This is a genomic window from Glaciecola siphonariae (assembly GCF_042652645.1).
Taxonomy (GTDB): Bacteria; Pseudomonadota; Gammaproteobacteria; order Enterobacterales; family Alteromonadaceae; genus Glaciecola; species Glaciecola siphonariae.
This window is the reverse complement of the sequence record NZ_JBHSGU010000002.1, coordinates 980,129-999,466: the sequence shown is the minus strand read 5'-3', so window position 1 is coordinate 999,466 and position 19,338 is coordinate 980,129. Positions and strand designations below refer to the sequence as shown.

The 19,338-nt window shown below is 46.1% G+C and carries 14 protein-coding genes; 9 read left to right on the top strand and 5 right to left on the bottom strand.

Annotated elements, in window-relative coordinates; genetic code table 11:
• Positions 1-54: 54 nt before the first annotated feature.
• From ACFO4O_RS05780 to ACFO4O_RS05770, 3 genes are all read right to left on the bottom strand, one after another.
• A complete protein-coding gene (locus ACFO4O_RS05780) occupies positions 55-1,251 on the bottom strand; it encodes a saccharopine dehydrogenase family protein (RefSeq protein WP_382406403.1) in 1,197 nt (398 codons plus the stop codon).
• A 179-nt stretch (positions 1,252-1,430) separates the two neighbouring features.
• Complete coding sequence (gene pyk, locus ACFO4O_RS05775) at positions 1,431-2,867, bottom strand: pyruvate kinase (protein ID WP_382406401.1); 1,437 nt, start codon at positions 2,865-2,867, stop codon at positions 1,431-1,433.
• 12 nt (positions 2,868-2,879) lie between these two features.
• Positions 2,880-3,734, bottom strand: coding sequence for a MurR/RpiR family transcriptional regulator (locus ACFO4O_RS05770; protein WP_382406400.1), 855 nt, complete (start codon positions 3,732-3,734; stop codon positions 2,880-2,882).
• A 368-nt stretch (positions 3,735-4,102) separates the two neighbouring features.
• On the opposite strand from ACFO4O_RS05770, the gene zwf reads away from it, so the two are divergent.
• From zwf to ACFO4O_RS05745, 5 genes are read left to right on the top strand one after another with little or no spacing between them, the layout of a single operon-like run.
• Positions 4,103-5,596: a glucose-6-phosphate dehydrogenase gene (gene zwf / locus ACFO4O_RS05765; RefSeq protein ID WP_382406399.1), complete on the top strand. Its 1,494-nt coding sequence runs from the start codon at positions 4,103-4,105 to the stop codon at positions 5,594-5,596.
• A 3-nt stretch (positions 5,597-5,599) separates the two neighbouring features.
• On the top strand, positions 5,600-6,292 hold the full coding sequence (pgl, locus tag ACFO4O_RS05760) for a 6-phosphogluconolactonase (RefSeq protein ID WP_382406398.1): 693 nt from the start codon (positions 5,600-5,602) through the stop codon (positions 6,290-6,292).
• Between the two features lie 8 nt (positions 6,293-6,300).
• On the top strand, positions 6,301-8,136 hold the full coding sequence (gene edd / locus ACFO4O_RS05755) for a phosphogluconate dehydratase (RefSeq protein ID WP_382406397.1): 1,836 nt from the start codon (positions 6,301-6,303) through the stop codon (positions 8,134-8,136).
• The gene (gene glk, locus ACFO4O_RS05750; protein WP_382406396.1) at positions 8,133-9,119 is read left to right on the top strand and encodes a glucokinase; all 987 of its coding nucleotides are present in this window, start codon (positions 8,133-8,135) and stop codon (positions 9,117-9,119) included. Before edd ends, glk begins: the two co-directional genes overlap by 4 nt.
• Positions 9,116-9,757 (top strand): bifunctional 4-hydroxy-2-oxoglutarate aldolase/2-dehydro-3-deoxy-phosphogluconate aldolase, encoded by a 642-nt coding sequence (locus tag ACFO4O_RS05745; RefSeq protein ID WP_382406395.1) that lies wholly within the window; start codon positions 9,116-9,118, stop codon positions 9,755-9,757. Before glk ends, ACFO4O_RS05745 begins: the two co-directional genes overlap by 4 nt.
• An 87-nt stretch (positions 9,758-9,844) precedes the next feature.
• Here the strand turns inward: ACFO4O_RS05745 and ACFO4O_RS05740 are convergent, their stop codons facing one another.
• Both ACFO4O_RS05740 and gap read right to left on the bottom strand, forming a co-directional pair.
• Positions 9,845-10,774 carry a D-hexose-6-phosphate mutarotase gene (locus tag ACFO4O_RS05740; protein ID WP_382406394.1) on the bottom strand — a complete coding sequence of 310 codons (930 nt, stop codon included), beginning with the start codon at positions 10,772-10,774 and terminating at the stop codon, positions 9,845-9,847.
• Between the two features lie 187 nt (positions 10,775-10,961).
• Positions 10,962-11,957, bottom strand: coding sequence for a type I glyceraldehyde-3-phosphate dehydrogenase (gene gap / locus ACFO4O_RS05735; RefSeq protein ID WP_382406393.1), 996 nt, complete (start codon positions 11,955-11,957; stop codon positions 10,962-10,964).
• Positions 11,958-12,246: 289 nt separating this feature from the next.
• Here gap and malQ point away from each other — a divergent pair, with 289 nt between their 5' ends.
• From malQ to msrB, 4 genes are read left to right on the top strand one after another with little or no spacing between them, the layout of a single operon-like run.
• Positions 12,247-14,466 carry a 4-alpha-glucanotransferase gene (gene malQ, locus ACFO4O_RS05730; RefSeq protein ID WP_382408245.1) on the top strand — a complete coding sequence of 740 codons (2,220 nt, stop codon included), beginning with the start codon at positions 12,247-12,249 and terminating at the stop codon, positions 14,464-14,466.
• A gap of 2 nt (positions 14,467-14,468) precedes the next feature.
• Positions 14,469-16,643, top strand: coding sequence for a 1,4-alpha-glucan branching protein GlgB (glgB, locus tag ACFO4O_RS05725; RefSeq protein WP_382406392.1), 2,175 nt, complete (start codon positions 14,469-14,471; stop codon positions 16,641-16,643).
• On the top strand, positions 16,640-18,754 hold the full coding sequence (gene glgX, locus ACFO4O_RS05720) for a glycogen debranching protein GlgX (protein WP_382406391.1): 2,115 nt from the start codon (positions 16,640-16,642) through the stop codon (positions 18,752-18,754). Before glgB ends, glgX begins: the two co-directional genes overlap by 4 nt.
• Positions 18,755-18,771: 17 nt before the next feature.
• Positions 18,772-19,146, top strand: a complete 375-nt coding sequence (gene msrB, locus ACFO4O_RS05715; protein WP_382406390.1) for a peptide-methionine (R)-S-oxide reductase MsrB — start codon at positions 18,772-18,774, stop codon at positions 19,144-19,146.
• Positions 19,147-19,338: the final 192 nt, after the last annotated feature.

The following is a 19,338-nucleotide window of genomic DNA, read 5'->3' as shown; positions in this document are numbered from 1 at the left end:
TCGCCTTTAGCTATTTGATACATGCTGTTAGATACGCTTTTGCACCGATTGCGCTTAAGATTCAATGGTGAATGTCATGCCCGCATGAGCTTGCAATCGTTCAATCAACTTAGTTGCAAACGCGCTAGCGGGAGTATAAAAACCACCTTCTAGGGAATCGCTATCTTGCGCCAAGCACAGCGCACATTGCGCGATCATTTTGGATGTTGAACCGTAGCCTGGGTCTTTGTCACCTGCCACACTAGCAGCAAAAATATTGCCGTTGCTGTGTTCGCCAACGAACAAAATATCGTAAAAACCATTTTCACGCTCTTCTTTGCTTGGTCCTTCGCCGGGTTTAGGCCCACCATCTTTGCCCAGAGATTTATCATTTGCTACATGATTTGCCATCGCTTCACCCTTTTCACCAGGGCCCGTTAACAGCATTTCGTCATATTTAAAGTCTTCGCCGTAGGCATATCCATTCAGCATATTTGTTCGATGAATATTTTTGGTATTAATCGCTGCCATAATAAAAGGCGCTGCCCATGACTGCAGCGATTCATCGTAATGTGGTTTATCGCCATCGGGCTGTTGTACACCTTTGTTCATATTTGCCAAACTATAGGGATGACGCAGTACCTTCATTACCTCATCATCTGCAAAGGCTGCTTTCAGTGTTGCTTTTAAACTCGCTGCGGTTCCGCCAGAAAAAGTTCCCTGCATCTTGCGTACCCTGCCTTTCACATATTGAAGAGGGCTTGCGGTTTGAGCCATCACATGGGTTTGCAGAAAATGCACGCCTAAATCAAAGGGTACCGAATCAAAACCACAGGAGAATACGATTTTAGCGCCAGTGGATTTGGCTTCATCTGCATATTTGTTGATCATTTGATGCATCCAAGCCGGCTCACCACACAAGTCCACGTAGCCGGTACCGGTTTTCACGCAGGCTTTAAGAAGCTTTTCGCCATATAGTTGATAGGGCCCGACCGTGGTCAAGACGACTTTGCCTTGAGCCGCCATCGCTTCAAGGGCGCTATCATCATCACCGTCAGCAACAATGAGTGCTATGTCACTAGCGATACCCATTTCGTCTCGTACGCTTTTGAGTTTATCAAGGCTTCTGCCCGCCATCGCCCAAGACAATGAGCTATCGCTTCCATAATGCGTGTGTAAATATTCAGCAACGAGTCGACCGGTAAAGCCGCTTGCTCCAAAAACAACTACGTCAAACTGTGCCGACTTTTCTGAGATAGGGTGTTCTGACATAAATAAATCCAACAAATTAATTAATGTTATTAACTATACGGATTTAGCTTTGCTTGTATCATTTATTTTTGTTTTGAACCTTCATTCACGAGCGTCATTAACAGATATGCAAAGACCGCTTAAAAGCGGTCTTTGTGTAAGATATGGGGAGGGGCTAAAAACAATGCCCTAAAAAAAGCCTAGGCTACCGTAACGACTTTACAGGCGTTAGTGGCGCCGACCGTTTCCATTTTATCACCGTAGGTTAAAATAAATTGGTCGCCTTCTTTCAATAATCCACTTGCTTTTAAGGCTTCCATCACATCTTTGGTCATTTCGCCCGGCGCGCTTTTCGTAGAATCAAAGTACACTGGCACTACGCCTCGGTAAAGGGCCATCATATTCAGAGTGCGCTCATGGCGAGACATCGCGTAGATAGGAAGTGATGAGGTAATACGCGACATTAGCTTAGGCGTTGTCCCGCTTTCTGTCAGGCCGACTATCGCCTTGATGGTCGAAAGATGGTTAGCGGCATACACCGCAGACATCGCCAAGGTTTCGGTTACATCTACAAAGTGCTCATCTAGGCGGTGCTTGGATATTTTCACGCTAGGGTGGGTTTCTGCGCCCTCACAGACTCTCGCCATCGCCTGCACCGTCTCTACAGGATAGGCGCCGGCGGCTGTTTCTGCCGAGAGCATGACCGCGTCAGTTCCGTCTAACACCGCGTTTGCAACGTCCATGACTTCTGCTCGTGTGGGCATCGGACTTTCTATCATCGATTCCATCATTTGCGTTGCGGTAATTACAACTCGGTTAAGCTGCCTTGAGCGTGCGATTAGTTTTTTCTGAACCCCAACAAGCTCAGCATCACCAATTTCGACGCCTAAATCGCCACGGGCAACCATGACGGCGTCTGATGCTTGAATAATGTCGTCTATTGCTTCGTCGGTGGCCACTGTTTCGGCGCGTTCTACTTTAGCGCAAATTTTCGCGAAGCAGCCCGCTTCTTCAGCGAGTTTGCGAGCATAATCTAAGTCAGCGCCTGAGCGTGGGAAACTTACTGCAAGATAGTCTACTTCCATGGCCGCTGCGGTAATAATGTCTTCTTTGTCTTTTGAAGTAAGCGCTTCTGCTGAAAGGCCGCCGCCTAAGCGATTAATTCCCTTGTTGTTAGACAGTTTGCCCGCTACGGTGACTTTAGTGTGTACTTTTCTGCCTTCAACATGCTCTACGCGTAGCTGTATGCGTCCGTCATCCAATAGCAGAATGTCGCCGCTTCTAACATCATCTGGGAGGGCCTTGTAGTCAATCCCGACTTGCGTCTCATCACCGTCGAATTTGCCAAGTTCAGCATCTAAAACAAAATCTTGATTAGGTTTTAATATCACCGAATCATGTTTAAAGCGCGACACACGAATTTTAGGTCCTTGCAAATCACCGAGTATTGCAACATGCGTGTTCAATTTTTTTGCTGCAGCACGTACGCGTTGTGCGCGCTGAATATGGTCATCGGCCTGACCATGAGAAAAATTCATGCGCACAACATTGGCACCCGCTTTAATGATGGCTTCTATCATTTCGCTTGTGTCTGTCGCCGGGCCGAGTGTCGCTAATATTTTTGTTCTACGTGACATAGTTTGCTTGCCTTAGGTGTTTTCAGTTCGAGTAAATCGTGATCCGCGCAAAGTGTCTTTTACGCGCTTTAAGTTTTCGCGGAATTTATTGCCGCGTCGAAGCGTAAAGCCAGTGGCCAATACGTCAATGAGAGTTAGTTGCGCGATTCTAGATGCCATTGGCATATAAAGGTCAGTATCTTCTGGTACCGATAATGACAAGACGTAATTGCAGGCTTTCGACAGAGGACTGCCAGGGGACGTAATACCCACTACGGTCGCATCATTTTCTCGGGCGATATTAGCTACATCAACCAAACTTTTTGTACGTCCCGTATGAGAAATAAAAATCACCACATCACCTTCGCTACTATTCATGCAGCTCATGCGCTGCATTAATATGTCGTCAAAATGGATGACCGGCACATTAAAGCGAAAAAACTTATTCACAGCGTCGTGGGCAACAGATGCAGACGCTCCGAGCCCGAAAAACGAAATCTTACGCGCTTGTGTTAATAAATCTACCACGCGATTAACCATCGCCACATCAACCGATTGGCGAGCGACCTCCAAAGAGGCCATAGTGGATTCAAATATCTTATTGGTATACTCGGTAGGGCCGTCAAACTCGTCAACATGACGATTGACATAAGGGGTGCCGTTGGCAAGGCTTTGTGCAAGATGTAGTTTGAAGTCTGGGTAACCTTTGGTATCGAGTCGTCGACAAAAGCGATTCACGGTAGGTTCGCTTACGTTTGACATTTTTGCCAGAGAGGCGATGCTCGAATGAATGGCTATCTGAGGGTTGGCTAAAATAACTTCCGCTACTTTCTTCTCGGACTTGCTAAATTCCATCATGTCTTGCGATATTTTTTCAAGAATATTCATAATGTCTTGTGTACTCGCTTTTTATGCAGCGTTATTTTTGTAACAATATTACTGTTAAAAACTAAATTTGTCATTTTTGTTGTAACTTTTTGACAAAAAACAGCCGGATGGCGCTAGGCTAACATACTTTTAACAAAGCGTGTAGTCCTGCATTTACCTGCATGGCTAAATCTACATAACCACTGAGTCGCTTATTCCATATACACTGCCGTCTTGTTTTGTGAAATAAGCCGCGTAGTAGGCTTTGTCGATTTTGCAAGCAAAATGTTGCAATTTGATTTGTAATTTTACTACATTTATTGTTTACTATGCGCCATACTGTGTAGATTCACAAAGCATTAATTCTATATGCTCATTTGAGGCAAAATATGGTGTCTGACCTAAAATACGAACCCATTGATTTTGTTTTGTTTGGCACCAAAGGTGACCTAGCACGACGAAAACTTCTTCCTTCATTATACCAACTCGAAAAAGCAGGCTTGCTGCATGACGGTACTAAGGTCATTGGTGTAGCGCGTCAAGATTTTTCGCAAACTGACTATGTGGAATTGGTCAAAGAAAATATCGAAAAATTCTCAGGCGATACTTTATGCAAAGACACATGGACTAAATTTCAGGCGAGGCTTGATTATGTGCAGGTTAACCTAACTGATACTGCCAGCTATACCGAACTATGCGAACACGTTGATGTAGAGCGTACCATGGTATGTTATTTTGCTACCGCGCCATCTTTATTCGGTGACATCTGTAAAGGCATGGACAACGCTGGAATTATCGATGACAGCGTGCGTGTAGTGTTAGAGAAGCCCATTGGTCAAGACTTAGAGTCATCAAAAGCCATTAACGATAAAGTAGCTGAGTATTTTACTGAAAAACAAATTTATCGTATTGATCATTACTTAGGCAAAGAGACAGTACTGAATCTTATTGCGCTTCGCTTTGCGAACTCTATTTTTGCTACTAACTGGGATCATAACTGCATTGATCATGTGCAAATTAGTGTTGCAGAATCAGTAGGCATTGAAGGGCGCTGGGGTTATTTTGACGACGCCGGTCAGATGCGCGATATGGTGCAGAACCATTTACTTCAGATTTTATCGTTAGTTGCGATGGAGCCGCCAACTACACTTGATGCCGATAGCATTCGTGATGAAAAGCTAAAAGTGCTCAAGGCGCTGCGTCCAATTAACGCAAGCAACATCAATGAAAAAAGCGTGCGCGGGCAATATTCTTCAGGATTCGTATCTGGCCATGAAGTGCCTGGCTATTTGGAAGAGGAAGATGCAAACCAAAAGAGCCGCACTGAAACGTTTGTGGCGCTCAAAGTTGAAATTGATAACTGGCGTTGGGCCGGAGTGCCGTTCTATCTAAGAACAGGTAAGCGTCTGCCGACCAAGGTCAGTGAGATTGTTATTTACTTTAAACGCCAACCGCACAACTTGTTCGGTGCTAGTTTCTCTCAGTTGCCACCAAATAAGCTTGTTATTCGTCTACAGCCAGAAGAGGGCGTAGAGGTAACGGTAATGAACAAAGTACCGGGCTTAACCAGCACCGGTGCGATGGACTTACAAAAATCGAAACTAGATTTAAGCTTCTCAGAAGAATTTGCCGACCAACGCATTGCGGATGCCTATGAAAAACTGCTGCTTGAAGTCATGATTGGGAATCAGGCGCTGTTTGTGCGTCGCGATGAAGTAGAACAAGCATGGACGTGGGTAGACTCGATTATCAAGGCGTGGAAGTCTTCGAGCGAAGGTCCTGAACAATACCAAGCAGGTACATGGGGACCTGTGTCGTCTATCGGCCTTTTAGCCAAAGAAGGACGCAGTTGGTATGAAAGCAAAATAAAGAAAAAAGGATAGAACATGGCCTTAGTAACCCAAGAATACGCCAATAGTGAGCGCCTAGTTGACGCATTTAGTCAGCAAATCGCTGAAATTCTCACGCAGGCAATTACTGATAAAGGCAGTGCTAGCATTGCAGTAAGCGGTGGTTCTACGCCTAAACCTCTTTTTCAAGCGCTCTCTAAGATTGACTTGCCATGGTCGCAAGTGAACATTACTTTGGCTGACGAGCGCTGGGTAGATGCCCTTGATGATGCGAGCAATGAGAAGCTTGTACGTGAAAATCTGTTAGTTAATCACGCAAGAGCAGCACGATTTATGTCGATGACGACCGATGATGCAAACGCTGAGGACGCGGTAGATGAAATAAGCGCGAGGCTTGAGGCATTAGGTTTGCCACTCGATATTCTGATCTTAGGCATGGGTGAAGACGGCCATACCGCTTCTTTGTTTCCGTGCTCTGCACAAATTGAAGAAGGCATAAATTTAGCGCGCACCCAGCCTGTTCTAGCAACTCAGCCTACCACAGCGCCTCATCAGCGAATGTCATTATCATTGGCTGAAATCGTGAAAAGTAAGCACGTGTTTTTACACATTACTGGTGACAAAAAACGCCAAGTGCTCACCCAAGCAATATCAGAACATACTCCCCTCGAAAAGCCCATAAAAGCAGTGTGCGACAACACCACACTTAACTTAGTATGGGCGCCATAGGTATTATTATGAATCCGATTATCCAAGAAGTCACCGACCGTATTATTGCTCGCAGCGTGAAAACGCGCGCGCACTATCTTGAAAAAATTGAGAAAGCACGCCGTCAGGGCCCGCATCGCGGTGCGTTGTCGTGCGGTAATCTTGCCCACGGATTTGCAGCTTGCGGCAAAGAAGATAAGTCTGACCTTCGAAGCATGACTAAAGCCAATATCGCGATTATATCGTCGTATAACGATATGTTAAGCGCACATCAACCTTACGAGTCATATCCTCAGGCCCTTAAAAAGGCGGTGGCAGAAGTGGGCAGCGTGGCGCAGTTTGCCGGTGGTGTGCCCGCCATGTGCGACGGCGTAACGCAAGGCAACCCAGGGATGGAGCTGAGCTTAATGAGTCGGGATAATATCGCGATGGGCGCAGCAATTGGTTTGTCGCACAATATGTTTGACGGCGCGCTGATGCTCGGTATTTGCGATAAAATCGTGCCAGGGCTATTGCTAGGCGGTTTGAGCTTCGGTCATCTTCCCACGATTTTTGTACCTGCAGGCCCCATGCCTTCGGGATTGCCAAACAAAGAAAAGGCACGCGTACGTCAAGCCTTTGCCGAGGGTAAAGCCGATAGAGAAGCGCTTTTGGAGGCCGAATCTCAGTCTTATCACAGTGCCGGTACGTGCACCTTTTACGGCACTGCAAACAGTAATCAGCTCGTTGTAGAAATTATGGGGCTGCATTTACCTGGATCGTCGTTTGTAAACCCCGGCACGGAGTTAAGGGATGCCCTTACAAGCGCTGCTGCCAGACAAGTTACGCGTTTAACCGATTTAGGCGATAACTATACACCTATTGGCCATGTGGTGGACGCGAAGTCCATGGTAAATGGCATCGTCGGTTTACTTGCGACGGGCGGCTCTACGAATCACACAATGCACCTTGTTGCAGTGGCCAGAGCCGCTGGCATCATTATCAACTGGGATGATTTTTCTGACATTTCAGATGCTACGCCTCTGATTACGCGTATTTATCCGAACGGCTCCGCTGATATTAACCACTTTACGGCTGCTGGCGGTATGTCATTATTATTTAAACAGCTTCTCGATAAAGGCTTGATTCATAATGATGTGACTACCATTTGCGGTAAAGGACTTGAGCAATACACCAAAGAGCCTAAGTTAAAAGACGGTGAGCTAGTTTGGGAAGATGGTCCTCAAGAGTCATATGATACTAGTGTGTTTGCCGATATTAATACGCCATTTAAACCTGATGGTGGCCTGTCAGTGCTGCATGGCAATCTTGGCCGTGCAGTGATTAAAACGTCGGCGCTGCGTGAACCTAAATGCCATATTAAGGCTCCCGCGGTAGTGTTTGAAGACCAATACGCCCTCGACGCGGCGTTCAATTCAGGTGACTTAAACAAAGATTGTATCGTAGTAGTGCGTTTCCAAGGCCCTTCTGCCATTGGTATGCCCGAGCTTCATCGTTTAACACCGCCTCTAGGTGTACTGCAAGATAGAGGTTATAAAGTAGCGCTAGTAACAGACGGGCGAATGTCTGGTGCGTCAGGTAAAGTACCTGCGGCTATTCATCTAACTCCAGAGGCCTACAAAGGCGGCTTAATAGGTAAAGTAAAAACCGGCGATATCGTCGAAATTGATACCCAGACCAACGCTATTACCCTGCATGTTTCAGAAGAAGAATTAGCGCAGCGTGAACAAGCAAGTCTAGATTTGTCAGAAAGCCACCACGGTATGGGGCGTGAATTGTTTGCTGGAATGCGTTCAACATTAACTGGGGCGGAGCAAGGCGCTTGCTCATTGTTTGTTGAACAAGAGCAGGAGCTAGACGCGTGAATCTCGTCGGCCAAAAATTTGTCGCCGATGTTGGTGGTACCAATATTCGTTTAGCATTGATTGAAAACGGACGTATTTCAACCATTAAAAAGTATTTATGCGCCGACTTTGAAAGTATTGACGATGCTATTTTGCACTTTCAAAAGCAAATCGATTGTTCAGAGTTTGTGGCCGGTTGCATAGCGATAGCTTGTCCGGTAAACGAAGATGTTGTGAAAATGACTAATCATTCGTGGTCGTTTTCAAAAAAGGCCTTGCAGGCCCATTTAAACTTAAAACACTTAGATGTGATTAATGACTACACCGCCATTGCACACTCGCTTCCTACACTAAATCATAATCAGGTGATTCAGGTTGGGCCGGGACATGCTAAAGAGCATGGCAATATCGGTGTATTTGGTCCCGGTACAGGCTTGGGCGTAGAGCACTTAACGTGGACTGGTAATGGATGGCACACTCTAGACGGTGAGGGCGGTCACGTCGATTTTGCACCCACCGAGCCTGATGACCTTGTTATTTGGCGGTATCTTCATGCCAAATTTGGTCGCGCATCGGCAGAAGAAGTGCTGTCAGGGCGAGGGATTGTAAACATGTACCGCGCGTTTTGTGAAGATGCAGGCCTTGATGCCACACTCACGCAACCGTCTCAGGTAACCTCAGCGGGCTTAGACAATTCAGATCCGATGGCTCGCAAGGCAATCACGCACTATTGTCAGGTAATGGGCAGCTTTGCGGGCAATTTAGCGCTTAATCTTTGTCTCACTGGCGGCGTGTTTATCGGCGGTGGGATCACAAGCAAACTGAAAGACTTTTTCATTGAAAGTCGGTTTCGCGAGAAATTTGAGGCGAAAGGCGACATGGCGCACTACGTTAAGACCATACCAACCTACCTAATCGATGAACCGGATCATGGTTTATTAGGGGCACTAGCGTATTTACTTCAACAAACACAAACTTCAACAAACACAGAGACAATAAGATGATGAATAACTGGACGTATACCTCAGAAGACATTTTTAAACAGGGTCCAGTAGTGCCAGTACTGGTTATCGAGAGCGTTGAAGATGCACTTCCCATTGCCGAAGCACTGCTTAAAGGTGGTATAAACGTACTTGAGGTAACACTTCGCACGGCCGCTGCTATGGACATCATTGAAAGGATTGCCAAAGAAATGCCGGAGGCTTATATTGGCGCCGGCACGGTTACCAACCGAGAACAGCTTAAAGCAGTTACCAATGCGGGGGCAAAGTTTGCCATTAGCCCCGGCCTAACCGCTGACTTACTTAGTGCTGGACGTGATGGCTCAATCCCGCTTATTCCGGGTGTATCTAATATTTCCGATTTGATGAAGGCGAATGACGCCGGTTATGACCATTTAAAATTCTTCCCGGCAGAGGCCGCAGGTGGCGTAAAGGCGTTAAAGTCAATTGGTGGTCCGTTCCCTAACACTGTATTTTGCCCCACCGGCGGCATTGGTCCGAATAATTACCTTGAATATTTAAAGCTCGCCAACGTGCGCTGCGTAGGTGGCTCTTGGGTTGCGCCTACCGACGCGATTGAAGAAAAAAAGTGGCACGTGTTGACTGAACTGGCACAAAAAGCGGTGGCTGACGCTCAGTAAGATGCAGTGCTGTTAAGTGCTTGATGCGCGCTTTTCGCATTAAGCACTTCATGTATCAAGCTCTTTACTCATTAAGCACTTTACTTATTAAGAACTAACGCACTGGCTGATACTCAATAACTGGCCGGGATGCAGCACAACTTCAGGCATAGTTGCCGCTTCAATGCACACCATTTTTGTAAAGCCGCTGTCGTTCATATCTTTGAGCTGGCGGCTTTTTTCTTGCCAGGGGTTCCACACGACTGTGCCGTTATGTCCTGCATGCTCTATGCTTACCCATTCTTCCTCTCCACTGAAAAGCTTGATGTGCTCATTTGCGTCAGCAGCGTGGATACGGTCGGTCTCAGAACTTATGCGATAGGGGCTAGGCGATTTATTTGCTTGGCTTGAATTTACCTTGTCGGCATATTTTCCATGAATGCCTTTTATTTCAAGTGTTGCAATATCAGGGATAGAAAAATAGCTATGAATGGCCTGAGATAAGGCTAGTACTGGTCCTTGCGGTGCATCATATTGGGTATGTAAGGTAATAGTGCAGGTGTCGCTAATGATAAGTTTTAGCGATACTCTGATGCTCGGCGGTAAGCCGTAAAACGTCAGTGCTTGCTTTAGGTCCTGCGGCATCAGCATTAGGCTTGTACGAATCACCTCGCCGCATGAGTTGCATTGTTCCTGAATATCACAAAGCTCCCAGTTACGCGTGCGCACAAATCCATGACTGGGACTGTTGGCGGGCAGCGAAGGGCGTGTAGGCGCGCCAAACCAAGGCCAGCAAATAGGCACGCCGCCTCGAATCGGAGTCTTGCCATCGAATATAGCGCTCTCACTTAGCCATAAACGCTCACGAGCGTCAGATTTGTCGATATACGACAGGAGCTGTCCACCAAACAAAGAGACGCTTGCCAAGGCGCGAGCATTGTTTATATTTAAGCATAAGCCGCGCTTGCCCCTTTCTATGCTTACACTCTTAGCCTGTTCGAGTAAGCTTTGAGCGGGTTCTAACAAACTTTCAGACATAGGCATTACCCTTTACGTTACAAAAAGATACGTCACAAACAGGTGCAAATCTTCGCACAGGTGCGACTGAAAAATACACAAAAAAAGAGCGCTAAACAGCGCTCCTTTATTACATATGCACGTGCTAGTGCATAGGCTTTCATTTACTTAAACTTTTGCCTTAGTATTCACTAAGACAATGACTAAGTTATTTGCTGATATGTGCTACTAAATCTAACACACGGTTTGAATAGCCCATTTCGTTGTCGTACCAAGATACAAACTTAACAAATGTATCGGTAAGGGCGATACCAGCGTTAGCATCGATGATTGAAGATCGCTTGTCACCAATAAAGTCCTGCGATACCACATCATCCTCAGTGTAGCCTAAGATGCCCGCAAGGCTTGTTTCAGATGCTTCTTTAAGCACTGCGCAAATGTCAGCATACGTTGCTGGCTTTTCGAGATTTACTGTAAGGTCTACTACCGATACATCAGCAGTGGGTACTCTAAATGCCATGCCGGTTAGTTTGCCTTGAAGGCTAGGAATTACCTTGCCTACAGCCTTTGCTGCACCTGTAGATGATGGAATGATATTTTGTAGCGCACCACGACCGCCGCGCCAGTCTTTGTGAGAAGGGCCATCTACGGTTTTCTGTGTGGCGGTTGTTGCGTGAACCGTTGTCATTAAACCGTCTTTGATGCCGAAGTTATCGTTTAATACTTTCGCTAGCGGCGCTAGGCAATTAGTTGTGCATGATGCATTTGAAACGATGGTCTCGCCCGCATATTCATCGTGATTAACACCCATAACAAACATTGGCGTGTCGTCTTTTGAAGGGGCTGATAGCACAACCTTCTTAGCGCCAGCGTCGATGTGTTTTTGTGCAGTTTCTTTTGTGAGGAATAAACCCGTTGATTCTACAACAACATCTACTGCAACGTCGTTCCATGCCAAATTTGCAGGGTCACGTTCAGCACTGACGCGAATGGTTTTGCCGTTCACAAGCAAGTGGCCGTCTTTGACTTCTACGCTGCCGTTAAAGCGGCCATGTGTGGAGTCATACTTCAACATATAGGCTATGTAGTCAACGTCTAAGAGATCGTTGATTGCAACAACGTTTATATCAGAACGCTCTGCTGCAGCGCGCAATACTAAGCGGCCGATACGACCGAATCCATTAATCCCAAGATTAATTGCCATGTGAATCACCTTTTTGGTTGCTTGATACGCATTGCTTGAGCCCAAGCTTGTGCGTGTAATTTAATTACGAAAATTATGCCCAATGTAAACACATAATGCAAAGATAGTCTAATATATGTTGTTAAATTACAAAATTGTTAATTGAGATGTTAATAAAAATAATGAATGCAATCGTATTCAGCTTTTCATCGCAATGTTGATATGAATAATGCACACTAGCGAACTGTCTCTGCTGGCGTAAATCACAAGTGCGAACATCGCTAAGCCAGCAAGAATTATCAGGAAAACAATTATGAGTGATCTTCTAACGCACCTTGTCGAACAACGCGGTATCGGCACCGAGTTTATTGACGCTTGGGGTAAACCGGCGGCTATTAGCCGTGAAAATCAAGAAAAACTGCTGAAAACAATGGGGTATCCTGTTGATGACGAGGCGTCGTTAATTTCGTTTATTGAAAATGAAGCTGCACTCGAATGGCTTACTCCGCTAAATGCGGTCTATGTATTTAGGCTAAGGGCAGAAGTGTCGGTGATCATGCGCTGCGCCATCGCTGATGCTGCACTAGCTCACAGCATAAAAATCACAACTGAGCAGGGCGCTAAACACACGGTAAAATTTGTTCCCGTTGACAGTATCTTAACGGCCAGTCAAGACATTGATGATGTGGAATGGCAGCAATACTCAGTAGTGATCCCCGATAGCATTATTTCTGAGCTTGGACTGGGGTATCACAAAGTAGCGCTTTATAAAGGTCGTAAGAAGCTTGCAGCAAGCTCATTGATACTCGCACCGCAGCGCTGTTTTATCCCGAAGGAAATCGAGCAGGGTAAAAAGCTGTGGGGATACTCAGTTCAACTTTACTGCCTGCGCAGTGAGCGCAACTGGGGTATTGGTGATTTTCGCGATTTAAGGTATTTGGCTGAACAAGCGGCTAAACTAGGCGCTGATTTCATTGGCCTTAATCCCATCCATCAGCTTTATCCTGCTAACCCAGATGCTTGCTCACCCTATGGCCCGAGCTCTAGAAGATGGCTTAATTACCTTTATATCGATGTTGAAGGCTTAGCGTGTTTTGATAGTAGGGCAATGCAGCAGTGGATGAAGGACGAAAATGTAGAGCAAAAGTTAGTGAGTTTGCGCGGCGAATCATGGGTGAATTATGAGGGGGTTGCCGAGCTCAAGCTAGCCGCCCTGCGCCAAGTATTTTCGCTATTTCAACACACCTACCTAAATAAACAAAGTAAGCAGAAAAAGTTGTTTGACGCCTTTATCGCTGACGGCGGAGAGAGTCTACAAGGCTTAGCAATTTTCGAAGCTTTGCAAATGCACCTAAAAGAACAAAATAAGGAGTACTGGGGCTGGCCGGTATTTCCTAAGCAGTATCAAAGCGCAGACATGCCAGCGGTTAAACGTTTTGCGCGTAAATATTCTGACGATGTGTTGTTTTTTATGTTCTTACAATGGCAAGCACAGATTCAGTTCGATGCGGCAAGCAAAGCCGCAACTGATGCGGGTATGCTAATTGGTTTGTATCGAGACCTTGCGGTTGGCGTGAGCGATGGCAGTGCCGAGATATGGAGCAATAAAGAACTCTATTGCACCGATGTAAGCGTGGGCGCACCACCCGATATTCTTGGCCCCTTAGGACAAAAATGGGGATTGCCTCCCATGGACCCAGCGGTATTGGTTAATCAACAGTATCAACCTATTATCGATATGTTTTCATCAAACATGAAGGCATCAGGGGCGCTGCGTATTGACCATGCGATGGCACTTTTGAGGCTGTGGTGGGTGCACAACGAAGATGATGCCAGTGAAGGCGTATATGTTAATTATCCGGTAGACGATTTGCTCGCCATTCTTGCCCTTGAAAGTCAGCGCAATCAGTCGCTAGTGATTGGCGAGGATTTAGGCACAGTGCCTGATGCCATTCGCGAGAAACTACAAGAAAACGGCGTATATTCTTACCGTGTATTTTTCTTTGAGCAGGCCGAGGACGGCGGATTTTTCTCACCTTCACATTATCCCGAGCAGTCAATGGCGACCCTAACTACTCACGACATGCCCACGCTAATTGGCTATTGGCATTGTGACGATCTCAATTTGGGTAGAGAGCTTGGCCTATATCCTGACGAAGAGGTGCTGCAAACTTTGTTCGACAGTCGTCACGAAAACAAACAGCATATACTCGACACTCTGCATGGGCATCATGCCATTAGCGACGATGTGAGTCGCGACGTGAATTATGTTGGTATGAGCCGTAGTTTAAATTTTGGCATGCAAAAGCATATGGCAACTGGTTCAAGTGCATTGCTTAGTCTGCAACTTGAGGACTGGTTAGAAATGGATAAACCCGTTAATATTCCCGGTACCTTTAACGAATATCCAAACTGGAAGCGAAAGCTCAGCCAAAATTTGGAAGAAATATTCGCAAGACATGAATTGCAAAGCTTGGCGAGTGAGTTGACTGACCGCCGCAAAAAAGCGAGCCAACAACACAAAGGATAAATATGGACTTACAACAGCAAGTTTTAGCCGGTAAATGTGCACAGCCGTTTTCGTTTTTAGGGCCACAAAATAAGGACGCAAGCACGCTAACGGTTAATTTGCTGTTTCCCACCGCACAGTCCGTTCGTTTGTTGAGTAAAAACGGTAAAAAGGTGCTGGCAAAGGCTGATGCGAATGAAAGCGGGCTTTGCAGCATCGATATCAAAAAACAGTCTCTCGTTTTTCCTTACTTGGTAGAGGTCACAAATCCACAAGGAAAACATCGTTTTTTTGACCCCTATCAGTTTATTGATGATGCCTATCATGCTGTGCACTTCATTGACCATGCACCTGAAAATATTTACCGCCAAGCGGGGGCACAATTACTGAGCAGTTCGCAAGGCGTTGACGGAGTGCGTTTTGCTGTGTTTGCACCCAATGCCAGTGCGGTATCGGTGATTGGCGATTTTAACGCATGGAATATTCAGCAGCATCCTATGCAAAAAACCGACTTGGGCTACTTCGTTTTATTTGTGCCTGGTCTTGCAGCTGGAGAGAAATATAAATTTGCGGTGCATGACGCGCACGGACATAGACTTGCTGACAAATCAGATCCAGTTGGGTTTCAACAAGAGCAGTATCCTTCGCATTCGTCGGTAGTATACGACCATGAGGCTTACCAATGGCATGATGATAAATGGCTGGCGCGTAAAAACCGCAACCCTTATCGTCAGCCTATGAGCATTTATGAAGTGCATCTTGGGTCTTGGAAGCGACCGAACGCCCCAGAGCAGCGTTATATGTCTTATCATCAGTTGGCCGATGATTTAGTCGATTATGTGAAGCAAATGGCATATACACATATAGAAGTACTGCCAGTGTCTGAATTTCCCTTTGATGGCAGCTGGGGATATCAGCCGGTGGGCTTATTTGCGCCAACTAGCCGCTTTGGCGATGCGGATAGCTTTAAATACTTTGTTGATCAGTGCCACCAGCAGGGTATTGGCGTCATTATTGACTGGGTTCCGGCTCACTTTCCAGAAGACCCTCACGGTTTAGCGCGTTTTGACGGTACATGTGTATATGAATATGAAGACCCTCGAAAAGGCTGGCATCCTGATTGGAACTCATGCATCTATGACTTTGGTAAAGATACAGTAAGGCAGTTTTTGGTCGGTAATGCGCTTTACTGGTTTGATAAATTTCATGTTGATGCCATTCGGGTGGATGCAGTAGCGTCGATGCTTTATTTGGATTACTCCCGTGAAGATGGTGAGTGGATACCAAATATAGACGGTAGCAATCATAATTATGAAGCGATAAGCTTGCTCAAATGGATGAATACTGAAGTGTATAAGCAGTATCCGCATGCCATTACCATCGCCGAAGAATCGACATCTTTTGCCGGTGTGTCTCGACCGGTGTCAGACGGTGGTTTGGGCTTTGGGTTTAAATGGAATATGGGCTGGATGCACGATTCGCTCAGTTACATTGAGAAAGACCCCGCCTATCGCAAGTACCATCATGGCGAATTAACCTTTTCAATGGTTTACGCCTACGATGAGAACTTTGTATTGCCCATTTCTCACGATGAAGTGGTGCACGGAAAGGGCAGTATGCTGCAAAAAATGCCCGGCGATGAATGGCAAAAGTTTGCTAATCTGCGCGCATATTACGGGTTTATGTTTGGACATCCGGGTAAAAAGCTGCAATTTATGGGTAATGAATTTGCGCAGCCTATTGAATGGAACCACGACCAAGAGTTGCGTTGGGATATGCTGAGTCATCCCATGCATGCTGGCATTCATCAACTGTATCGCGACCTTAATAAAGTGTATCAACACTTCACCGCCCTGCATGAGCTAGACCATGAGCACGGTGGATTTAGATGGATAGACTTGCATAATTCAGAGCAATCCTTACTTTCGTTTACCCGCACCGATAGCGACAACAATCAGCTTGTTTTGGTTATTTGTAATTTTACGCCAGTGCCGCATGACAATATGCGCTTTGGGGTTCCTAAAAGCGGCAGCTATCGCGTGATTATTAATACCGACGAGCAAGACTATGGTGGCAGTGCTTATGCTTTGAAAACGCAAGTAAGAAGCGAGGCGATTGCTTGGCACGACCTAGATGATAGTATTTGCACTAACGTGCCGCCTCTGGCCACCCTAATGCTCGTATGTGAGCAAATATGAGCGAGCAAATCGCATTTAGCGTCGCAGGCCCGTACGAATTATTGCCCGGTAACGCTATGCCCTATGGGGCATCATTGACTGAGCAGGGGTGCAATTTTTCGATTTATTGTCCTGATGCAGAAGAAGTATTTATTTGTCTGTTTGACGAACAAGAAAGGCCGCTAGCACAGGTAGCTTTGGTTCAGCGGATTCAGTCTAAATGGTTTGGCGTAATACGCTCAGTTAAGGCCGGGCAACTGTACGGTATTCGCGTTAGGCCCAAACAGCGCAAGCAGTTTATTGATTTTTCGGTCGAAAAACTGCTAATTGACCCTTACGCCAAAGCCTTAAATCGCCAGCTAGACTGGGATGCCAAAGCCTATCAAGGTGATTCACACGCCATGGTGCCAAAGTGTGTCGTGTTAAGTGAGGCGAGTCACACAAACGCTCAACACCAAGCGGCACCATACTCACCACTCGTCGTACCTGCCAACGAACGCATTGTTTATGAAGCCCATGTTAAAGGCATGACCATGCTTCACCCTGACGTCCCTGATGAGCTCAAGGGCACGTATTTGGGCGCATGTCACGATTCAATTATTAAGCATCTGAAGTCGTTAGGGGTAAGGTCTGTTCAGTTTTTACCGTTAATGAGCTTTATGCCCGAACCCTTTGCCGCTGAAAAGGGTTTAACCAACTACTGGGGTTACAACCCAATCAACTTCTTTGCACCGGAGCCGCGTTACGCCTTTCAAGACGCGCTTAGCGAATGCAAACACATGCTTAAAACGTATCGAGATGAAGGCTTTGAGGTGATTTTGGATGTGGTCTTTAATCACACTGCAGAGGCGGGGCATCATGGTGCGGTATTAAGTTTTAAGGGCTTATGTGCCAGCCATGCTTATTTACTTGAGCAAAATGATGAAAGCGACCAGCCTGAATTTGTAAATTACTCAGGGTGTGGCAATACCGTTAAGGTATCAGATACTTACATGCAAAATCTCATCCTCGATGCTATGCGCTACTGGGTGAGTGAGATGGGTGTTAGCGGGTTTAGATTTGACTTGGCCGCTACGCTAGGCCGCGAGCAGTTTGAATTTCGTAGTAATGCCAGCCTCTTTAAAATGATTCAGCAAGACCCGATTCTTAAACATGCTGTGCTTATCGCTGAGCCCTGGGATATTGGCCCGGGCGGTTATCAACTCGGGCACTTTCCGGCATCTTGGTTGGAGGTAAATGATAAATTCAGAGACTGCGTTCGGGGGTTCTGGAGGGGAGATAAGGGCTTAAAAGGTGAGTTTGCAACGCGTTTGATGGGCTCTCGCGATGTGTTTCGCAAAACCGTCAGGCCTATGTCGGCAAGTGTAAATAATGTTACTTACCACGACGGTTATACGCTGCACGATTTGGTCAGTTATGAACAAAAACATAATTTGGCAAATTTGGAAGAAAATAGAGACGGTCATGGTCATAATTTAAGCCGCAACTATGGTGTTGAAGGTGAGACTTTAAATCCTGAAATTCTTGCCATTCGTGAACAGCAAAAACGTAATATGTTTGCAACGCTTATTCTCAGTCAGGGCACGCCACACGTACTCGGCGGTGATGAATTAAGCCGCAGTCAAAAGGGAAATAACAACGCTTATTGTCAAGATAATGAGTTAAACTATTACAATTGGCGCTTGAATGAGCGTCAGCAGGCCTTTTTAGACTTCTGCCGTTATGTGATTGACCTGCGCCAGCGTCATCCATTATTGCAACAAATGCACTTTGCAGATGACCAGTTCAGTAATCAAGAGAACATCGAGCAGGTTGAATGGTACCGCCGTGACGGCAGCCACACTCGCGACATCGATTGGGTGAATCACGAACATCATTGTTTTGCTTTACACATCTGCGGTAGGGGGGCTCAACACGCTGATTTAGAGCAATGGGTGTATTGCATCAATAGCGCAGATACAGCTAAACAGTTTACACTTGACGTACTAAGCGATTCGGCAACTTGGGAATGCGTTTTAGATACTGCTTGCCAACAGCATCAGGATTGTCAACAAGCGCCCATCCACGGATTGTTTGAAATGCCAGCGTTTAGTCTACGATTATTTAAAAATAAAGGTAAACATCAATCCTAAACCGCGCGGAGAGCATCATGTCAGACCCGTATAAAGATAAATTAACAGCCGAAGAATATCGTGTTACCCGCCTAGCTGGCACCGAGCGACCTTTCACTGGTGAGTATTTGAACAATAAGGCAACCGGAAATTACTTATGTAAATGCTGCGGTGCTCAGTTGTTTGATTCTGGTGCGAAGTTTGATTCAGGCTGCGGATGGCCGTCGTTTTACGAGCAAAGTGAACAGGCCAATGTGGTTTATCGAGAGGATAACTCCCTAGGCATGTCGAGGGTTGAGATACTGTGTAAAAACTGCGATGCGCACCTTGGCCACGTATTTGAGGATGGTCCAGCACCAACAGGCAGGCGCTACTGCGTGAACTCGGTTTCCTTATCTTTTAAAGAAAGCTAAAACTCGTTGTGTTTGGTCGTCAGGCGCATATGCAAATTTGAAAGACGCTTTGCGCCATCCTGGCCGCTCGGACGCGCACATCCATGTGCGCGCACGCTTTCAAACTTACACATGCGCCTAACTCCTACGCTTTTTTTAAAATCTAAAGCCTCCTTCTGATTGTAAGTCAGGCGCACATGCAAATTTGAAAGG

Bases quoted from the DNA above. Each gene is read 5' to 3' on its own strand.
- ACFO4O_RS05780 (WP_382406403.1), bottom strand. From the start codon at position 1,251: ATGTCAGAACACCCTATCTCAGAAAAGTCGGCACAGTTTGACGTAGTT.
- pyk (WP_382406401.1), bottom strand. From the start codon at position 2,867: ATGTCACGTAGAACAAAAATATTAGCGACACTCGGCCCGGCGACAGAC.
- ACFO4O_RS05770 (WP_382406400.1), bottom strand. From the start codon at position 3,734: ATGAATATTCTTGAAAAAATATCGCAAGACATGATGGAATTTAGCAAG.
- zwf (WP_382406399.1), top strand. From the start codon at position 4,103: ATGGTGTCTGACCTAAAATACGAACCCATTGATTTTGTTTTGTTTGGC.
- pgl (WP_382406398.1), top strand. From the start codon at position 5,600: ATGGCCTTAGTAACCCAAGAATACGCCAATAGTGAGCGCCTAGTTGAC.
- edd (WP_382406397.1), top strand. From the start codon at position 6,301: ATGAATCCGATTATCCAAGAAGTCACCGACCGTATTATTGCTCGCAGC.
- ACFO4O_RS05745 (WP_382406395.1), top strand. From the start codon at position 9,116: ATGATGAATAACTGGACGTATACCTCAGAAGACATTTTTAAACAGGGT.
- ACFO4O_RS05740 (WP_382406394.1), bottom strand. From the start codon at position 10,774: ATGTCTGAAAGTTTGTTAGAACCCGCTCAAAGCTTACTCGAACAGGCT.
- gap (WP_382406393.1), bottom strand. From the start codon at position 11,957: ATGGCAATTAATCTTGGGATTAATGGATTCGGTCGTATCGGCCGCTTA.
- glgB (WP_382406392.1), top strand. From the start codon at position 14,469: ATGGACTTACAACAGCAAGTTTTAGCCGGTAAATGTGCACAGCCGTTT.
- glgX (WP_382406391.1), top strand. From the start codon at position 16,640: ATGAGCGAGCAAATCGCATTTAGCGTCGCAGGCCCGTACGAATTATTG.
- msrB (WP_382406390.1), top strand. From the start codon at position 18,772: ATGTCAGACCCGTATAAAGATAAATTAACAGCCGAAGAATATCGTGTT.